Here is an 18,895-nt window from a genome sequence, read left to right on the forward strand (position 1 = left end):
CAATTTATCGTTTTTACCCGAAGGCATTACGAAATTATGGACTTCAACCCGAATTCTTTACTTGTTTCGAAATTAACTTTCTCAACAAAATGGCGCAAAATTATAGTTCAAATTTCGCGCCATGTAAACTCTTAATTAAGCAACAACTGTGCTTAGAGAGTTTTGGTCAACAGCAACACCTGCGCCCATTGTTGTAGAGATAGTTACTTTCTTCACGTAAGTACCTTTTGCTTGAGAAGGTTTAGCCTTCTTAAGCGCAACAATAAGAGCTTCAAGGTTTTGTTGAAGTTGCTCAGCAGTGAAATCAACCTTACCGATAGTAGTATGGATGATACCGTTCTTGTCGTTACGGTAACGAACTTGACCTGCTTTCGCGTTTTTAACTGCTTCTGCAACGTTAGGAGTTACAGTACCAGTTTTAGGGTTTGGCATTAGACCACGTGGACCTAAGATTTGACCTAGTTGACCAACAACACGCATAGCGTCTGGAGATGCAACAACAACGTCAAAGTTCATCTCGCCTTTCTTAACTTGTTCAGCAAGATCTTCCATGCCCACTAATTCAGCACCAGCTTCTTTCGCAGCATCTGCGTTAGCGCCTTGTGTGAATACAGCAACACGAACTTCACGACCAGTACCGTTAGGTAGTACAGTTGCACCACGAACGTTTTGGTCAGATTTACGAGCATCGATACCAAGGTTAACAGCAACGTCAACACTTTCTACGAATTTAGCTGTCGCTAACTCTTTTAAAAGAGCAACTGCTTCGTTGATTTCGTAATCTTTAGTTACATCCACTTTTTCGCGGATTGTACGCATACGTTTAGTTAATTTTGCCATTATCTTAGTCCTCTACGTTCAAGCCCATCGCACGCGCAGAACCTGCGATAGTGCGAACTGCAGCGTCCATATCAGCCGCTGTAAGGTCAGGTCGTTTTGTCTCAACGATTTCTTCAAGTTGAGCACGAGTTACTGTACCCACTTTTTCAGTGTTAGGACGGCCAGAACCTGATTTGATGCCTGCAGCTTTCTTAAGTAAGTAAGCAGCCGGTGGAGTTTTCATGTCGAACGTGAAAGAACGGTCACCGTAAACAGAGATCACTACAGGAACTGGAGCGCCTTTTTCGATAGATTCTGTACGTGCGTTGAACGCTTTACAGAATTCCATGATGTTTACACCGTGTTGACCTAGTGCTGGACCTACTGGAGGACTAGGGTTAGCCATACCAGCGGCAACTTGTAGCTTGATAATAGCTTCAACTTTTTTAGCCATAATAAATACCTCATTTGGTGGGTCATAGCCTTGTGCGCGCGAGGACGCGTACTCTAACGGCTTCCCAGTTTAAAAATTGGTTCTCACTTTTTAGTGATAAAACAAGTTGTAACTTGCCCTAACACAAAAAGGCCGCTGATTATAAGTTAATCAGCGACCTTTTTCAAGCGTATTGCCAAAATATTAAACGATTTTGGCAGCTTTAATTTTTTTACTTACTTGTCTTGCTCAACTTGACCAAATTCAAGGTCAACAGGTGTCGAACGACCGAAGATAAGAACAGACACTTTCACGCGGCTCTTCTCGTAATCAACTTCTTCAACAACACCGCTGAAGTCAGCAAATGGACCATCGATAACACGAACAACTTCGCCTGGCTCGAATAATGTAGCTGGCTTAGGTGCTTCAGAGTTTTCTTGAAGACGGTTTAAGATGCGGTCAGCTTCTTTTTGGCTAATTGGTGCTGGACGATCAGACGTACCACCAATGAAGCCCATAACACGTGCAGTGCTGTTCACTAAATGCCAGCTTGCATCGTTCATGTCCATTTGAACTAGTACGTAACCTGGGAAGAATTTACGCTCAGATTTACGCTTTTGGCCAGCGCGCATCTCAACAACTTCTTCAGTTGGTACTAATACTTCACCAAAACTATCTTCCAAACCTTCGATCTTGATGTGCTCAAGAATAGTTTGTGCTACACGCTTCTCGTAACCAGAGAAAGCTTGTACTACGTACCAACGTAGTTTCTTTTCGTTCTTCTCATCCGACATGGGATTAGATCTCCAATCCAGTTAAAAAGCCTACTGCGCGGAATAAAATGCCATCTAATCCCCAAAGGATAAGCGCCATAATCACAGTTGCAACCATTACAATTAATGTCGTATGTGTTGTTTCTTGGCGAGTTGGCCACACAACTTTACGTACTTCGATACGTGCTTCTTTTGCAAATGCAAGAAAAGTACGACCTTTTTCAGTTAGTGAGGCAATGCCTAAACCAGCTGCAACAGCAACCACTACACCAATAGCACGTAATAATACAGATTGGTCTGCATACATGTGGTTACCAACGACTGCGCCTGCTAGTAGCGCAATTGCTACAATCCACTTTACTGAATCCATCGCACTTGATGGTGTTTCTACATTCGTGCTCATAATATTTTTACCTTAACTACAGACACAACAACCCTGCGCTCTGGCAGGGTTAATCCATTAAAATCTAAACTTAAAAACTGACTTGTTTAAACCGATTTTTAATTTCAGACTTAGCACACATTGTGTAAAAAGTGGCAGGGGCGGAGAGATTCGAACTCCCAACCGTCGGTTTTGGAGACCGCTGTTCTACCAATTGGAACTACGCCCCTGCAAAGTGGATGCCTATTATACTTACGCAATTCATTAACACAAGAGTAAAAGATACCCATTAGTTAAAATCTCATCAGTTCGTTTAAAAATCAATATTAACATTGATTAAAAAGCAGTTTATCATAAACCCATTACAGGAACATAAAACAACATGGATCAGTGTGCTGCTATTAAAATCCTCTTTTAATATTGTATTGTTATGCCTCATTTTGTTGATGGCTAATCAGGCTAGTGCCCGTTCTTTACACCTTAGCACTTTTAATAGTCAGCAAGGCCTCAGCCAAAATTCAATCACTTGCAGCATCACCGACCAGCAAGGCTTTTTATGGTTTGCTACACAAGGTGGCTTAAATCGCTTTGATGGTTATGAATTTAAGCGTTTTAAAGCTAACGGCGATCATAAAAGCATTTCAGGGAACTGGATCACCGGCTGTGTTAAAGATAGTAAAAACCAGCTATGGTTTTCGACTGCAAGCAAAGGGCTTAATAGACTCAACCCTAAAACCGGTCTGTTTGAGACTTACTCTACATCTAATAATGATGGACTGAGTGAAGATAAAATCTGGTCTATGGCGTTAGCTAAAGATGATATTCTTTGGCTAGGTCACGAACACGGTAAGTTAACCCGTTTTGATGTATCAAATAATGGTTTTACACACTTTCACTATAAATCAGCCCAGCCATTGGTTCGAGACATTGTTATTACCGATGAACTAATTTGGCTTGCCACAGATAAAGGGCTTATTTCATTTGATCCAATTACTGAGCAATTTACTCAGCATGCTCAGATCGCCGTACCGCTCTGGCATCTCAAGTTGCTTAATGACGAAAAGCTGCTTATTGGCGCTAAAAAAGGTCTTTATATATTAAATTTAGCTACGCAAAGTAGTGAAAAAATCGAACAGTTTAATGGAACCTGGGTAACAGACAGCCTCGTTGACCAACAGCAAAACCTTTGGCTTACAAGCTACGGGCAAGGTCTATACCTTTTACCTGCAGGTGCTGACTTACGAGAGCGATTCACTCAATATCGCCATGACAAACAAAACCCCAACGGCTTAAGCAGCGACTATCTGCTTTCTCTTTTTCAAGACTCGCAAGGTGTTATTTGGCTAGGCACAGATGGCTATGGTGTGCACCGCTATGATCCTAAGCAGCAACAGTTCTCTCATCAATTAAAAACCTCTCAAGCAAATTCGTTAAGTCATAACTTTGTTCGTTCAATAGTTAAGAGAGCCAATGGTGAGGTATGGGTTGGCACCCGTGATGGACTCAACCGCAAAACAACGTCTGGTTATCAACACTTTAAAAACGCCCTACCTAATAACAATATATTTGCCCTACACGAAGATGCTAACCAGCAATTATGGATTGGTACTTACGGTGGCGGTTTAATTAAGTATCAAGACAGCCTTGATGAGTTTACAACTTTCACCATGCAAAGCCACCAGCTAGCCAGTGATCGTGTTTACGCAATTACCAGCGACAAAACAGGTGCACTTTGGCTAGGTAGTAACCAAGGCTTAACCCGCTTTGAACCAACCTCTGCCAAGGTGACTCACTATAAGCACAATGATGCGCAAAATAGCCTTGCCAACAACACCGTATTTACTTTGGCTTATGATAATGAAGAGCACGCACTATGGATTGGTACCCGAGCAGGACTCAATAAACTCGATATCTCAACAGAGGAATTTAGATTATTAGATGAGCAAGATTCAGGCGAGACAGGGCTTAGCCACAATATGGTTACCTCTTTATTACTCAGTGAAGACAGCATTTGGGTTGGCACCATGCAAGGCTTGAATCAGGTCAATAAACATACCCTCACAGTGAAACACATAACTGAGCAGCAAGGATTAGCTAATGACAACATTTTTGACATTCTTGCCGATAAACAAGGCACGCTTTGGCTTGCAACCAATGGCGGACTCACTCGCTATAACTCCAGCACACAGCAAATTCAGCAGTTTTTGCCTGAAGATGGTATTCAACACCAGTCATTTATACTGGGTGCGAGCTTTCAAGCTGACGATGGCGAGTTATTTTTTGGGGGTATTAATGGCTACAATCATTTTTACCCTGAGCAACTAACCTTATCGCACACTCCCCCTACTCCAGTGTTAACTGAGTTATTACTTAATAACCGAGCAATTAAAAGTAATCATTTTGATAAGCAAACCAATACGCTTGCTAGTGCAACTCAGACATTCTCGTTTGCAAAATCAGCGGGGGTTATCGGCTTTAAATTTAGTGCATTAAAAAATGGCTCGACTCCAAAACATTACCAATATGGCTACAAGCTAGCTGGCTTTGATGAGCAATTTTTATATACCGATGCATCCCTTAGACAAATTAACTATCCACAGCTGCCTGCTGGTCACTACCAGTTATTGCTAAAAGCAAAAGATCAATATGGCCAATGGAGTGACAGTACACAGCTGTTAGAACTTACTGTTGTGCCTCCTTGGTGGCAAACTAAATTAGCCTACGGCATTTACTTTACGTTTGCTTTAGCACTGACTTGGCTTGTGTTAAATGCCTTGTACAAGCGCAAACTAGCAGAGCAAGAGAAGCAAACCGAAATTGAGTTAAACAAATTAAAAGATCAGTTTTTAGATAACATCAGCCACGAACTCAAAACACCACTTAGCTTAATACTCGCTCCGGTAAGTCAGTTACAGCGAAGCAATGCAGACTCTCAAGCTCAAACGCAACTAGCCAGTATTAAACGTAACTGCCAGCGCTTACTAGAGCTCATCAATCAACTTTTACAACTGAGTCAACGTCCAAGCACGGCAATTTACACTGTCAGCCCCTATTCTATTACGCCATTTTTAACAGATTTAGTGGCGGATTTCAGACCTCTGTATGAGCAAAAACAGCTGCAATTTAGCTTCACTGACACCACCACTACAGCACTTAAAATTAACCTTGCTCCTGAACATGCCCACTCGATTTTCAGTAACCTGATAAGCAATGCACTTAAGTACACCCCTTCAGGTGGCACTGTCGATATTCACCTTAGTGAAGTGCAACAAGCGTTACAGTTTAAAATTACTGATACCGGTGTGGGTATTGCCAGTGAGCATCAGCAGTCTATTTTTCAGCGCTTTACTCGCTTAACATCGTCAGAACCAGGAAGTGGTATTGGCCTGAGCTTAGTAAAACAACTCGTTGAACAATACGGTGGCTCTATCAGCTTAAGCAGTAAGTTTGCTGAAGGTAGCTGCTTTACTGTGTCATTGCCTATGATTGAAAGTGCTGATAATCAAGCAAATAGCGCTATGCAAGTTCATACCTCACAACAGACATTGCTGATTGTTGAGGATAATGAGGAAATGGCAGAGCTGCTCCTTTCTTTATTTAATAACGAGTTTAACTGTATCTGTGCAACTGATGGTCAGCAAGCTCTCGACCTTTGCCAGACAGACCTGCCTGAACTCATTATTAGTGATGTGATGATGCCAAATATGGATGGTTATCAATTATTAGCAGCTCTTCGAGCAAACCCGGCCACCAGCCATATCCCAGTATTATTACTTTCAGCTAAAGCAGATACCCAAAGCCGCTTAAAAGGGCTTGATTTATTAGCTGATGACTTTTTAAGTAAACCTTTTGAACCGACTCTACTAGTAAGCAGAGTAAAAGGACTGCTTAATCTGAGACAAATTTTAAACCAACACCTAACAGCACAACTGGCAGCTCCTCTGAATAGCGATACAGCGGCAGTAACAGTACAAAATAAAGATTACTCTTTTACAGAAAAGCTTAAGCAGATAGTACAAGCGCATTACCAAGATGAAAGCTTCTCGGTTGAGCAACTAGCCTCTGCGTTATGTTTAAGCTCTCGAGCTCTGCAACTAAAAATGAAAGCCTTGTACTCACAAACGCCTTCTGATTATTTGCGTAATACTCGCTTAGAGTTTGCAAAAAAACAGCTAACCGATAGCGCGTTAGCAATTGGTCAAGTAGCGGAGCAAGCAGGTTTTAGTTCACAAAGCTATTTTGCCCGAAGCTTTAAAAGCTATGTTGGCTTATCACCAAAACAGTATCGAGAAAAATATCAAAAACATGCCGAATTTCGCGTCAGTGAATAAAGTTTTCGCCTGAGTGCTATTAATAAAACACTGATTTTTATAGCTTATCCATTCAAACGTCAATAACAACAAAGCCCATAGTGCGGCGTTATTTACTGCATGAGATATAAGTTAAGGAAAGTCATATGCTCACCAAAACACACAAAGCAATTTCGATTACGTTACTTGCTGCAGCACTGACTGCATGCCAGAGTACTTCGACAACCACCAGCAATAACAATAGCCCAGATATAAACGAAGTTGCACAGCAGCAGTACAATGGCCCAAAAGCTCGGATCGCTGTTGCCCGCTTTACTGATAAATCAAACGATTCACGTTGGTGGCGTAAAGAAATTGGTGAAGGTATGGCCGATCAACTCACAACGGCATTAGTTAGCACCAATCGCTTTATTGTTTTAGAGCGACAAGCACTTGATGCCGTATTATCAGAACAAGACCTTGCTGTGTCAGGCCGTGTGAGTGCAGCATCAGGAGCTGCGTATGGTGAAATAGAGGGAGCCGAAATTGTTGTGGTTGCCGCTGTTACAGAGTTTGATGATGACAACTCAGGCACTCGTGTCGGCAGTGGTGGCTTTATCGGCGATGTATTTAGCTCGGTATCGGCGGGTTTTTCAAGTTCGCACATGGCAATAGATTTACGCTTAATCGATACGCGTACTTCTCGTATTCTAGCCGCTACCAGCGTTGAAGGTGGCAGTAAAGATTTTGACTTTACATCAGCAGCAACCAATTTTGGTGGCGCACTCGCTGGTGGCAACTTAAGTAGCTGGTCAAACACGCCAAAAGAAAAAGCACTGCGTGAAGTGATCGTAAAAGCCGTTGAGTTTTTAGAATCAAAAGTGCCAACAACTTATTATCGCTATAATAGCGATAACACCATTGCAGCAGGCCATACAGCCCCTGCACCACTAAAAGTAACCGCAGCTGCAGCTCCTGCTAAAAAGCCAGTTGCATCGGTTAGTGTTCCTACTCACAGAATGCCTTACTACGAAAAAACAGACTTAGCGATGTCACGACTGAATTTGGTTTGTTTGGGTTATTTGAAAAGGCAGCCTCACTACGAAGAATATGAAATAGAAGACGTAGAGTACGATGAAGCAACGGTGATTGCGCTCACTGAGTATCAGCAAGAAAAAAAGCTGAAAGTGACAGGCCTTGCTGATGAGACGACTAAAAAGTCTCTTGATGATTCAGGGTGTATTGCCAAAACGAACAAATCAAGTTTAGAAAGCTTTGGCAGTATGTTTAAATTTAACTAAGCAAACTAACAGCCAGTGCCCGCGCTGGCTGTTTAAAACCTTAGTTTGTACCTTTCACCAGTGGTACACCATTGTTACCAACAGGAATATAAACTGTTGTATGGTTAGGTGACTCAGCCATCTTTAACTGCGCATTAATAGCTTCATGTTGTAGATAATTTGGCGTCAAAGTGGCATTAATAATTTTTTGTGCCTGTGCAATACCTTTCGCTTCTTCTACACGTATCTCAGCATCTTTCCGTGCAATTTCTTTTTGCGTTTCTTTTTCAGACAGTAATTGTTGTGCAGCCAACTTTTTCTCAACAGCATTAGCAACAATAGCCGGATAATTAATATTTCCCACTACGACATTGGCGAGCTTAAATGGCGTTGGTTCTAAATACGCTTTTAACCGAGCTGTTACTTCTGCTGCTATTTTCTCGCGATTAGTTTTTAACACACCACTATCGTATTGCTGCACTATATCACGCACATAAGTTCTAAATGTTTCACGGACAAATCGCGGATACCAATCTTCACCACCGTATTGCTCAACCACCGCTCTGACAGAGCCGCTTTCTATTGAAATGACCGCATGAAAATCAAAACTAATGTTTAAGTCATCGTTAGCTAAGATTTTAAATGCTTCAGTATACGTATTCGGGCGCATATCAATATTAATCACCTGATTACGCCAAAGTGACATGCCGTAATTAGCTGGGCCAATCATAGTGCCTTGATAACCGCCTTCACCAAACACGCGCGGCTTTTCAAATACGTAACCCTCTTCACCCGCTGGTGTACTTGGGTTAGTACATGCCGTGAGCGATACAGCCACTAAACCTGCTAATGCTAAACTTGGAAAAACACTCGATAGAAGTGTTTGCGTCCCTGAACGTTTAAATTTCATTGTTGTTATCTCATTCCATTATAAAATTTGTAATAACTCACCACGATAAAAATCACATAACAACCAAATTTGTTGAAATGGATGCTGCTTTGGCACATCAAGGTGAGTAAGTACTGACTTAAAATCATCAAGATGCCATATAGTACTGGCATTTCGAATTAATAACCAAGGCTGAGTAGACTCGTAGTGTTTCTTAGCTTTTTGTGCCAGTAAGCGATACAAAGCACAGTGCAGACGCTCGTTACTCGGTGCTAAAGCCATTTCAGCGAGATCTCGTTGCATTGAGATAGACAGCGGCCGACCTAACACCGCCATTGCTTCTGTTTCGCTGGCATATAAATGTGCGACTTCAATATCGAGCCGTTCATCACCCTTATAACAACTCACGTCTGGTTTGCTTGGCGTGTTATGCCAAATATTACGCATACTTACGCCAAACTGCTTTTCGTAACAGCGCAAAAACAACTTTGCTGCGCCGTGCTCGAGCGCTATTTTCTCTTGTTCACTTTCACGATTCATTTAATGTTGCATACACATCTTTTAATAACCCAGAAGCGCCAAAACGAAATAGCTCGGGTTGTAAGTACGCTTCACCCATAATTGATTCGGCTAGGGCTAAATAATCAGCAGCATCGGTAACTGTTCTGACCCCGCCTGCCGCCTTAAAACCAACCTTTTTACCACTCGCTTTTATAGTATTTAACATGATGTCAGTTGCAGCTAGCGTTGCATTTACAGTCACTTTACCGGTACTGGTTTTAACAAAGTCAGCGCCGCCATTAATTGCCAACTGAGTTGCTGTTGCAATGAGGTCATCGCTTAATTCGCCACTTTCGATTATGACTTTAAGCTGCGCTTGAGTGCCACATGCCTCTTTTGACGCTTTGACATACTCTAAAACTTTGCGCTCATCACCACCAATAAGCGCTTTGTAGGGGATCACTAAATCAATTTCATCAGCACCGCGTTCAATGGCAAATAGGGTTTCATTTAACACTTGCTCTAACGGCTCATCCCCACTAGGAAAGTTCGTAACTGTAGCCACTTTGACTTGCTGTAGTTCGCGCTCAGCGAGAGCAAGCTTTGCATCGCTTACAAACTGGCTATACACACAGACCGCTGCAGGAATGCCTAACGTTGGCTCAATACTGGCAACCAAGTTATTAATGGTTTCTGTTGTGTCGCTGTCATTCAGAGTTGTTAAGTCCATCAGTGCCACCGCTTGGGCAGCGCTTGTTTGCATTTTAGTCATAGCTCTTATATTTGTGTTGCCATATTAGTGACCTATAGTAGCAAATTTTTATCATTCGGCTATAAATCATAACTAATCACCATAAGGCTGCTTATTTACTTGTAACTCGCCGCAATCCCTTGTTAACTAAGCCTTAAGCCAAAACAAACCACCTAGTATAACTTTTAGTTATATAAACTTGGTTTTAATTATTTTTTACTTTTTTTAGAGCACTATATTCTGCTTGCCTGCAATAAGCAGTTTCTTGATGTGTTTTAGGGGTGAGAACAAAGTGCAATATTTACCAATCTTTACCAAATTAGACGACAAACCTGTGCTGGTAGTCGGCGGTGGAGATGTCGCATTACGCAAATGCCGTGCATTTTTAAAAGCGCGTGCTCATGTGACGCTAGTCGCCCCTGAATTTTGTGATGAACTTCGAGAACTTGCTGAGAAAGGTGATGTAACACTCATTAACGACTTTTTCAAAGAACAGTATTTAGATCAGCAAATGCTGGTAATCGCTGCAACTGATATAGACAGCGTTAACAAAGATGTGTTCGAACTTGCTAATGCGCGCAATATTTTCGTTAACGTGGTGGATGATCAACCTAAGTGCAGCTTTATTTTTCCATCAATTGTTGACCGTGATCCAATCACAATTGCAATTTCAAGCGCAGGCACAGCGCCAGTATTAGCACGTCGTTTACGTGAAAAACTTGAAACGCTTATTCCACAGCATATTGGTCCACTTGCTACATTAGTTGGTAGCTTTCGCGACAAAGTAAAACAACGCTTTAAACACTTTGCTGATCGTCGTCAGTTTTGGGAAGGCGTATTTGATTCATCAGTTGTAAGCAAAGTACAAGCGGGTAATACCGAAGCTGCAACAGCGCAGTTAGAGCAATTATTAGATGCAAAGCCAGAACCAGAAGGCGAAGTGTATGTTGTAGGTGCAGGCCCAGGTGACCCTGAGCTACTAACCTTAAAAGCACTACAGTTAATGCAACAAGCCGACGTAGTTGTATATGACTACTTAGTTTCTGATGAAATTATGGATTTAGTACGCCGTGATGCCGACCTAGTTTGCGTAGGTAAACGTTTAGGCGATCACAGCGTAGCGCAAGAAGATACCAATCAGATGTTGGTCGATTTTGCCAAGCAAGGCAAAAAAGTTTGCCGTATTAAAGGTGGCGACCCGTTTATTTATGGTCGTGGTGGTGAAGAAGTACAAGTTCTTGCCGCGAATAAAGTTCGCTACCAAATCGTACCGGGTATTACTGCTGCTGCAGGCTGTAGCGCTTATGCTGGTATTCCACTTACTCACAGAGATCATGCGCAAGCTATTCAGTTTGTAACGGGTCACTGTAAAAAAGATGGTCAAGAATTAGATTGGCAGTCACTTGCCAAGCCAAATCAGACCTTAGCGATTTATATGGGAGTGATTAAATCACCACATATTCAAGCACAACTATTAAAACATGGCCGCGGTGCAGATACCCCCGTTGCCATTATTGAAAACGGCACACGTAAAGAACAACGTGTGGTAACAGGGCAATTAGGTGAGCTGGCCGACTTGATTTCGCGCCATAGCATTATTTCACCTGCCTTATTAATTATTGGCGAAGTTGCATCATTGCATCATCAGCTTGCATGGTTTGGTCAAACAGAGCAAACCAGCAGCTTTGCCCAGCCAATTACTGGCGTAGCTTAATTTAACTTTTAATCATTTTAGTAGGACGACTAACAATGGCTTTAACACACCTTCAGCAATTAGAAGCTGAAAGTATCAAAATCATGCGCGAAGTTGCTGCTGAGTTTGAAAACCCGGTGATGCTTTACTCAATCGGTAAAGATTCATCAGTGTTATTACACTTAGCGCGTAAAGCGTTTTATCCAGCAAAGATCCCATTTCCACTTTTACACGTTGATACCAACTGGAAGTTTAAGGAAATGATCGAGTTTCGTGACCGCCTAGCTAAAGAGTATGGCTTTGATTTAATCGTCCACAAAAACCCTGAAGGGTTAGAGATTGATATCAATCCATTTGTACACGGCTCAGCAAAGCACACCGACATCATGAAAACGCAAGGCTTAAAGCAAGCGTTAGATAAATACGGCTTTGATGCTGCGTTTGGTGGGGCACGCCGTGACGAAGAGAAATCACGTGCTAAAGAGCGTGTTTACTCATTCCGTGACAAACACCACAGATGGGATCCAAAAAACCAACGTCCAGAGCTTTGGAATACGTACAACAGCCAAGTTAACCCGGGTGAAAGCATTCGTGTATTCCCGTTATCTAACTGGACTGAACTTGATATTTGGCAGTATATCTACCAAGAAAACATTGAAATGGTTCCACTTTACCTTGCTAAAGAACGCCCAGTCGTTGAGCGTAACGGCACGCTAATCATGGTTGATGACGAGCGTATGCCATTAGAAGAAGGCGAAGTACCACAAATGAAATCTGTCCGTTTCCGTACCCTTGGTTGTTACCCGCTGACAGGTGCTGTGGAATCAAATGCAGGTACCTTAACTGAAATTATTGAAGAGATGCTGCTTTCAACCTCTTCTGAGCGTGAAGGCCGCGTGATTGATCACGACTCTGCTGGTTCAATGGAAAAGAAAAAACGTGAGGGCTATTTCTAATGTCTAAAACAAACGACACGATTAATGAAGTAAGAGAGTTAGGTATCGACGCCTACCTTGCACGTCAACAAGACAAAAGCCTTTTACGCATGCTGACCTGTGGTAGTGTGGATGACGGTAAATCAACGCTGATTGGCCGCCTTTTACACGACAGTCACCAAATTTATGAAGACCAACTTGCAGCTCTGCATAAAGATAATGAAAAAGTCGGTAATGCCGGTGAAGAGCTCGATTTAGCACTCCTTGTAGATGGTCTTCAAGCTGAACGTGAGCAAGGTATTACCATTGACGTTGCTTATCGTTACTTCTCAACAGCAAAACGTAAGTTCATTATTGCTGATACGCCAGGACATGAACAGTACACGCGTAACATGGTAACCGGTGCATCAACCAGTGATGTGGCGATTATCTTAGTTGACGCTCGTTACGGCGTACAAGTACAAACTAAGCGTCATAGCTTTATCTGTGACTCATTAGGTATTAAGCAGTTTGTTGTTGCTATCAACAAGATGGATATCGTCGATTTCGATGAAACCGTATATGAGAAAATCAAAGCGGATTACCTTAAGTTTGCAGAGCAACTAAACGTTACTAATATCAAGTTTGTGCCAATGTCAGCGCTTAAAGGTGACAACGTAGTTACACGCTCAGAGCACACACCTTACTATACAGATAAACCGCTACTTGAGTTACTTGAAGACTCACCAGCTGCTGAACTTGATAACGGGTTTGAAGCACGTCTTCCGGTCCAGTATGTGGTACGCCCTAACTTAGACTTCCGCGGCTTCCAAGGTACTTTAACGTCTGGCAAGTTCAGCGTGGGTGATGCGGTAAAGGTATTACCATCAGGTAAAAGCTCAAGCATCAAAGAGATTGTGACTTTCGATGGCAACTTAGATACAGCTGAAGCAGGTCAAGCAATTACCTTAACGTTAAACGACGAAATTGATATCAGCCGTGGCGATGTGATTGTGCCAGCCGCTTCAAAAGCCGCTGTTACAAACCGTATTAAAGCTAAATTAGTATGGATGCATGAAGCACCGTTAGTATTAGGTAAAAGCTATAACTTTAAGTTAGGCAGCAAAAACACCTCGGCAGTAGTAAGAAAAATCGATCACACGATTGATGTAAATACCCTTGAGCATGGTCAAGCAGACTCATTACAACTTAACGAAATTGCGATTGTAACCTTAGAGCTTACAGAAACAATTTTGGCTGATGAGTACCACAACAACCATGAAACAGGTGCGTTTATCCTAATTGACCGCCTATCAAACCTAACCGTTGCGGCAGGTATGATTGAGCAATTACTTAGCACTGAAGAGCAACAAAGTAGCTTTAGCGACTTTGAAGTTGAATTTAATGCTTTAGTACGCAAGCACTTCCCTCATTGGCAAGCGCTTGATATAAGCCAACTTAAATAAGCTAGGTAAGACAATGCTGGCTATAAGACAACAAACGTTTTAAAGCCAGCATTACTATTTATATTTGATTACCACACTCTCACCCCTTTAAATCTATTTCTTTATTTTGAGAGCTTTGGTTCCTCAATCATTGGAGTAAAGATAATGGATGAAAATATCGTTTGGCATAATTACGCCATTAGCAAATCACAGCGTAGTGAGCAAAAAAAGCATAAGCCTGCCATTCTATGGTTCACTGGTTTTTCAGGTTCAGGCAAAAGCACAGTTGCGAACGCACTAGAAAGCGCATTAAATCAATTAGGTGTTCACACCTATCTACTCGATGGTGACAATGTTCGTCATGGCTTGTGCAAAGATCTTGGCTTTACTGATGAAGACCGCGTGGAAAACATTCGCCGCGTTGGTGAAACTGCAAAGCTAATGGTCGATGCCGGTCTTGTGGTATTAACCGCATTTATTTCGCCATTTCAAAGCGAACGCGATATGGTAAGAAACTTAGTAGAGGATGGTGAGTTTATTGAGGTATTTTTAGATACCCCCCTCGACGTGTGTGAAACACGCGACCCTAAAGGGCTTTATAAAAAAGCGCGAGCAGGTGAAATTAAGCACTTCACTGGTATCGACTCAGACTATCAAATCCCTACATCGCCAGAAATTAAAATCGATACTAGCAAAAACACCCTAGACCAATCGGTGCAAGAGCTGGTAGCGTATTTAAAACAACAGCAAATTATAGGTTAAGTCATGAATCAAACGGAACTGCTAGAAGAAATCTTACTCCTCGCACGCCAAGCCGGTAGCGCAATAATGGGGATTTACGAAAAGGACTTTAATGTTGAGTACAAAGCTGATGAAAGCCCAGTGACCGACGCCGACCTAGCAGCTCACAAAGTGATTGTGAATGGCTTACAACATCTTACCCCTGATGTACCAATTCTAAGCGAAGAAAGCGCTGATATTAGCTGGGATATTCGTCAAACTTGGCACCGCTACTGGTTAGTAGACCCAATTGATGGCACCAAAGAGTTCATTAAAAAAAATGGCGAGTTTACAGTAAACATTGCCTTGATAGAAAAAGGTAAACCGGTATTAGCTGTTGTTGATGCACCAGCATTAGGTGTGTCGTATATTGCTGCTGAAGCAATAGGTGCCTTTAAAGATAAAGGTGATGAGCGTATCGAACTAAAGGTAACCCGCAAGCCTAATAAAGGACTTATCCGTGTTGTCGGCAGTCGTTCACACCCTTCTCCAGATTTAGCTGAATTCGTAAAACAGTTTGAAGATGTAGAAATGGTTTCAAAAGGCAGCTCACTAAAACTTTGCCTTGTTGCCGAAGGGAGTGCAGATATATACCCGCGCCTTGGCCCAACCTGTGAGTGGGATACCGGAGCAGGTCATGCAATTGCCGAAATAGCAGGTGCAACGGTTAGCAAACTCGATGGCAGCCCACTACTGTATAACAGTAAAGAAGAGTATCTGAATCCGTTTTTTGTCGTATCGGCATTACATAACTAGAGCGTTCCGTTAAATATCGTAGGCTGGGTAGAGCGTAGCGAAACCCAGCATCTATCCTGTCATCTTAACTCTAGCCCCTTTAATACTCCTTATTTTACAATCAGTTTAACCTAGCCAATAAGCCTTTGTTCCTATAGTATTTTGCTCTCTCAAACTATTAAAGGAATAACCATGACGACTGTTGAAAAAGCAATTGAAGCCGGCTACGAGGCCCAAATTAGCGCACTATATAAAGCCCTTTCACAAGGGGTACTTGCCGCTAATGGTGATGAAAGTGAAATCACTGCAGCTGAGGCACGTTTTAAGAAAGGTTTAGCATTTGCCGCAGACATTAAAGCTCGCGCACTTGCAACAGCAGAATAAATACCACAACAGGGCTTTATAAATAAGCCCTGCCACCTTCCTTTGTAAGTCTCTCCTTACAGCATAGTTATCTAAATACAACGCTAAAACATGCATTCTTAATCGCTTTTCTATATGCTGCGCGACAATTATTATTCTAATAGTGGAGTGCTAATGAACACACATCAAGATGCTATGCCGTATGATGCATCGACAACAAGTAGTAACTCAAAATGGAACCTTCATGACACCCAATGGGTGTTAAGTTTATTTGGCACCGCAGTCGGTGCAGGGATTTTATTCTTACCAATTAATATCGGTATCGGCGGATTTTGGCCTTTGATTATCATGGCATGCCTTGCCTTTCCGATGACCTACTTAGCTCACAGAGGTTTAGCCCGATTTGTTTTATCATCAAAAAAGCCTGAAGCGGATTTTACCGATGTTGTAGAAGAACACTTTGGCATTAATGCAGGGCGCTTAATATCTTTACTGTACTTTCTCTCTATCTTCCCTATCTTACTTATTTATGGTGTTGGCTTAACCAATACAGTAGACAGTTTTATCGTTAATCAATTAGGTATGGAGTCGCCACCACGCGTACTGTTATCTGGTGTGCTCGTTGGCGGTATGATCAGTTTAATGCTAGGTGGTGAAGCATTGATGTTACGTGCTTTTGCAATCCTTGTTTATCCTCTCGTCGCTATCTTGTTTTTCTTATCGATTTACTTGATCCCAAGTTGGCAAATGCCAGATGTAACAGTGCCTGAGTTTTCTGGCTTCATGAAAACACTTTGGTTATCAATACCTATCATCGTATTCTCATTTAGCCACGCAGCTGCGATATCAAGCTTTGTACATGTACAGCGTGCTCACTATGGCAACAATGCTAAAATGAAGTCAGAAGCAATTCTGAAGCGTACCAGTCTACTATTAATCGTGTTTGTTTTACTGTTTGTATTCTCATGTGTGTTGTCACTATCTACTGAGCAAATGGTACAAGCAAAAGCTGATAACGTGTCTATCTTGTCATTCCTTGCCAATATCACTGATAACTCGTTTATTGCGACCTTAGGGCCACTAGTTGCCTTTATTGCAATTACCTCTTCGTTCTTAGGTCACTTCTTAGGTGCCCGTGAAAGCTTTAATGGTCTTGTTAGTAAGCAAGCCCATATGAACCCTAAACTCGTTGATAAAATTGGCACTGTTATCATGTTCTTCGCTATTTGGTATTGTTCAGTGATCAACCCAAGTATTTTAGACATGATGGATCAACTATCAGGCCCTATCATCGCCATGATCCTTTTCATCATGCCGATGATTGCCGTTTATAAAGTACCTAGCTTACACAAATACAGAAACCGCTTAAGCACACTGTTTGTATTAACAGTTGGCTCTCTAGCTGTGTTTGCACTTATCTACAGCATGATTAAGTAATCTCATCATTGTTAGATATAGAAGCCCAGCCGGGAAACCGGCTGGGCTTTTTTGGTTCTTTAGTTGTGAGAGTGAAGTTAGAAAGGGGAAAGTTGAAAGAGTAAAGTTTTGAGGTCTGGCGTAGGTTGGGTAGAGCGGAGTGAAGCCCAACACATCACAGAGCTATCAGCTTTCAGCCGTCAGCGATCAGCCGCGCGATAGGTGTTTGGGTAAGAGTCTCTCTATGCCAGAGGTTCTAGGTTCTAGGTTCTAGGTTCTAGGTTCTAGGTTCTAGGCAAAGTGTACTTGTAGGAATGGCTTTAGCCGTGAATGTGTTTGTTATGGTCTGATTCGGCACTGAAGTGCCTCCTACGGGGTTTTGTTGCTGTGGGTGACTCTGTACTAATCAACCCCGCAGTTCAACTGACATCTGAGATATGCATCACGTAGGAATGGCTTTAGCCATGAATGTGTTTGTTATGGTCTAGATTCGGCACTGAAGTGCCTCCTACGGGGTTTGTTGCTGAAGAAGACTCTGTACAGGACAACCCCACCGCTTAGCTGACATCTGAGATACGCATCACGTAGGAATGGCTTTAGCCATGAATGTGTTTGTAAAGGTCTGAATTCGGCACTGAAGTGCCTCCTACGGGGTTTTGTTGCTGTGGGTGACTCTGTACTACATTCCCTGTAGATCAACTGACATCTAATGTCTAACCTTCTCATCACGTAGGAATGGCTTTAGCCATGAATGTGTTTGTTCTGGTCTAGATTCGGCACTGAAGTGCCTCCTACAGGGGTTGTTTTGCTAAGGGTGACTCTGTACTAAAAAACCCCGCAGTTCAGCTGATGTCTGATGGCTGAAAGCTGACAGCTCCAAACGCAAAAAAGCCCGACTCTTTCGAATCGGGCTTTCTCTTATTTGGAGCCTGGCGATGACCTACTTTCACATAGCAGCTGCTACACTATCATCGGCGCTGTTTCGTTTCACTACTGAGTTCGGCATGGGGTCAGGTGGGTCCAAAACGCTATTGTCACCAAGCAAAAGGCGTGGAAAGGATTCTCGACAAAGCGCGTAGCGCTTACGAGTCCTTTGCGCAAGGTGAACTGATTTCGCATTAAGCGTTGCGGTTCACCCTACATAAATCTGGAATTCTGATATCAAGTAAAATCTACTTTAGTGTCTTAACTTCTGTCTGTTACGCTGTCATAAAACGCGTTTGGCGTTGTATGGTTAAGCCTCACGGGTAATTAGTACAGGTTAGCTTAATGGCTCGCACCACTTCCACATCCTGCCTATCAACGTTGTAGTCTTCAACGGCCCTTCAGAGACTTTAAAAGTCTAGTGAGAACTCATCTCGAGGCCTGCTTCGCGCTTAGATGCTTTCAGCGCTTATCAGTTCCGAACGTAGCTACCGGGCAGTGCCATTGG

Annotated in this window: 16 protein-coding genes, 1 tRNA gene and 2 rRNA genes; 9 read left to right on the forward strand and 10 right to left on the reverse strand. The window is 42.4% G+C overall.

The window, feature by feature from the left end; translation table 11 throughout:
- Window positions 1-135 precede the first annotated feature (135 nt).
- The 5 genes from rplA to AOG26_RS19585 all read right to left on the reverse strand — a co-directional run bounded on the left by rplA (window position 136) and on the right by AOG26_RS19585 (window position 2,637).
- Window positions 136-840 carry a 50S ribosomal protein L1 gene (gene rplA, locus AOG26_RS19565; protein ID WP_054564002.1) on the reverse strand — a complete coding sequence of 235 codons (705 nt, stop codon included), beginning with the start codon at window positions 838-840 and terminating at the stop codon, window positions 136-138.
- 4 nt (window positions 841-844) lie between these two features.
- Window positions 845-1,273, reverse strand: a complete 429-nt coding sequence (gene rplK, locus AOG26_RS19570; RefSeq protein ID WP_054554827.1) for a 50S ribosomal protein L11 — start codon at window positions 1,271-1,273, stop codon at window positions 845-847.
- Window positions 1,274-1,488: 215 nt separating this feature from the next.
- On the reverse strand, window positions 1,489-2,046 hold the full coding sequence (gene nusG / locus AOG26_RS19575) for a transcription termination/antitermination protein NusG (RefSeq protein WP_054554826.1): 558 nt from the start codon (window positions 2,044-2,046) through the stop codon (window positions 1,489-1,491).
- A gap of 4 nt (window positions 2,047-2,050) precedes the next feature.
- Window positions 2,051-2,428: a preprotein translocase subunit SecE gene (secE, locus tag AOG26_RS19580; protein WP_036971579.1), complete on the reverse strand. Its 378-nt coding sequence runs from the start codon at window positions 2,426-2,428 to the stop codon at window positions 2,051-2,053.
- A 132-nt stretch (window positions 2,429-2,560) separates the two neighbouring features.
- A tRNA-Trp gene (locus AOG26_RS19585) sits at window positions 2,561-2,637 on the reverse strand.
- Window positions 2,638-2,853: 216 nt separating this feature from the next.
- Here AOG26_RS19585 and AOG26_RS19590 point away from each other — a divergent pair.
- Together AOG26_RS19590 and AOG26_RS19595 are read left to right on the forward strand one after the other, a co-directional pair.
- Window positions 2,854-6,738, forward strand: a complete 3,885-nt coding sequence (locus AOG26_RS19590; RefSeq protein WP_235575520.1) for a hybrid sensor histidine kinase/response regulator transcription factor — start codon at window positions 2,854-2,856, stop codon at window positions 6,736-6,738.
- Between the two features lie 125 nt (window positions 6,739-6,863).
- Entirely contained in the window at window positions 6,864-7,997 is a 1,134-nt protein-coding gene (locus AOG26_RS19595) for a CsgG/HfaB family protein (protein ID WP_054564004.1), read from the forward strand.
- 40 nt (window positions 7,998-8,037) lie between these two features.
- Here the strand turns inward: AOG26_RS19595 and AOG26_RS19600 are convergent, their stop codons facing one another.
- Genes AOG26_RS19600 through deoC form a run of 3 tightly spaced genes read right to left on the reverse strand, consistent with a single transcriptional unit; the run spans window position 8,038 to window position 10,138 of the window.
- On the reverse strand, window positions 8,038-8,886 hold the full coding sequence (locus AOG26_RS19600) for an SPFH domain-containing protein (protein WP_054564005.1): 849 nt from the start codon (window positions 8,884-8,886) through the stop codon (window positions 8,038-8,040).
- A gap of 18 nt (window positions 8,887-8,904) precedes the next feature.
- Window positions 8,905-9,405 (reverse strand): hypothetical protein, encoded by a 501-nt coding sequence (locus AOG26_RS19605; RefSeq protein ID WP_054564006.1) that lies wholly within the window; start codon window positions 9,403-9,405, stop codon window positions 8,905-8,907.
- Window positions 9,395-10,138, reverse strand: a complete 744-nt coding sequence (gene deoC, locus AOG26_RS19610; RefSeq protein ID WP_054564007.1) for a deoxyribose-phosphate aldolase — start codon at window positions 10,136-10,138, stop codon at window positions 9,395-9,397. Before deoC ends, AOG26_RS19605 begins: the two co-directional genes overlap by 11 nt.
- Window positions 10,139-10,409: 271 nt before the next feature.
- Between deoC and cysG the strand changes: the two genes are divergently transcribed.
- From cysG to AOG26_RS19645, 7 genes are all read left to right on the forward strand, one after another.
- The gene (gene cysG / locus AOG26_RS19615; RefSeq protein ID WP_054564014.1) at window positions 10,410-11,831 is read left to right on the forward strand and encodes a siroheme synthase CysG; all 1,422 of its coding nucleotides are present in this window, start codon (window positions 10,410-10,412) and stop codon (window positions 11,829-11,831) included.
- 35 nt (window positions 11,832-11,866) lie between these two features.
- A complete protein-coding gene (cysD, locus tag AOG26_RS19620) occupies window positions 11,867-12,766 on the forward strand; it encodes a sulfate adenylyltransferase subunit CysD (RefSeq protein WP_054564008.1) in 900 nt (299 codons plus the stop codon).
- Complete coding sequence (gene cysN, locus AOG26_RS19625) at window positions 12,766-14,190, forward strand: sulfate adenylyltransferase subunit CysN (protein ID WP_054564009.1); 1,425 nt, start codon at window positions 12,766-12,768, stop codon at window positions 14,188-14,190. Before cysD ends, cysN begins: the two co-directional genes overlap by 1 nt.
- A 144-nt stretch (window positions 14,191-14,334) precedes the next feature.
- The gene (gene cysC, locus AOG26_RS19630) at window positions 14,335-14,931 is read left to right on the forward strand and encodes an adenylyl-sulfate kinase (RefSeq protein WP_054564010.1); all 597 of its coding nucleotides are present in this window, start codon (window positions 14,335-14,337) and stop codon (window positions 14,929-14,931) included.
- Between the two features lie 3 nt (window positions 14,932-14,934).
- Window positions 14,935-15,705: a 3'(2'),5'-bisphosphate nucleotidase CysQ gene (cysQ, locus tag AOG26_RS19635; protein ID WP_054564011.1), complete on the forward strand. Its 771-nt coding sequence runs from the start codon at window positions 14,935-14,937 to the stop codon at window positions 15,703-15,705.
- 171 nt (window positions 15,706-15,876) lie between these two features.
- Window positions 15,877-16,068: a hypothetical protein gene (locus AOG26_RS19640; protein ID WP_054564012.1), complete on the forward strand. Its 192-nt coding sequence runs from the start codon at window positions 15,877-15,879 to the stop codon at window positions 16,066-16,068.
- 153 nt (window positions 16,069-16,221) lie between these two features.
- Entirely contained in the window at window positions 16,222-17,484 is a 1,263-nt protein-coding gene (locus AOG26_RS19645) for an aromatic amino acid transport family protein (protein WP_054564013.1), read from the forward strand.
- Window positions 17,485-18,390: 906 nt separating this feature from the next.
- Here AOG26_RS19645 and rrf read toward each other — a convergent pair.
- Window positions 18,391-18,505, reverse strand: a 5S ribosomal RNA gene (rrf, locus tag AOG26_RS19650).
- Window positions 18,506-18,693: 188 nt separating this feature from the next.
- A 23S ribosomal RNA gene (locus tag AOG26_RS19655) occupies window positions 18,694-18,895 on the reverse strand; the annotation flags it as partial.

It is taken from the genome of Pseudoalteromonas sp. UCD-33C, from assembly GCF_001306895.1.
Taxonomy (GTDB): Bacteria; Pseudomonadota; Gammaproteobacteria; order Enterobacterales; family Alteromonadaceae; genus Pseudoalteromonas.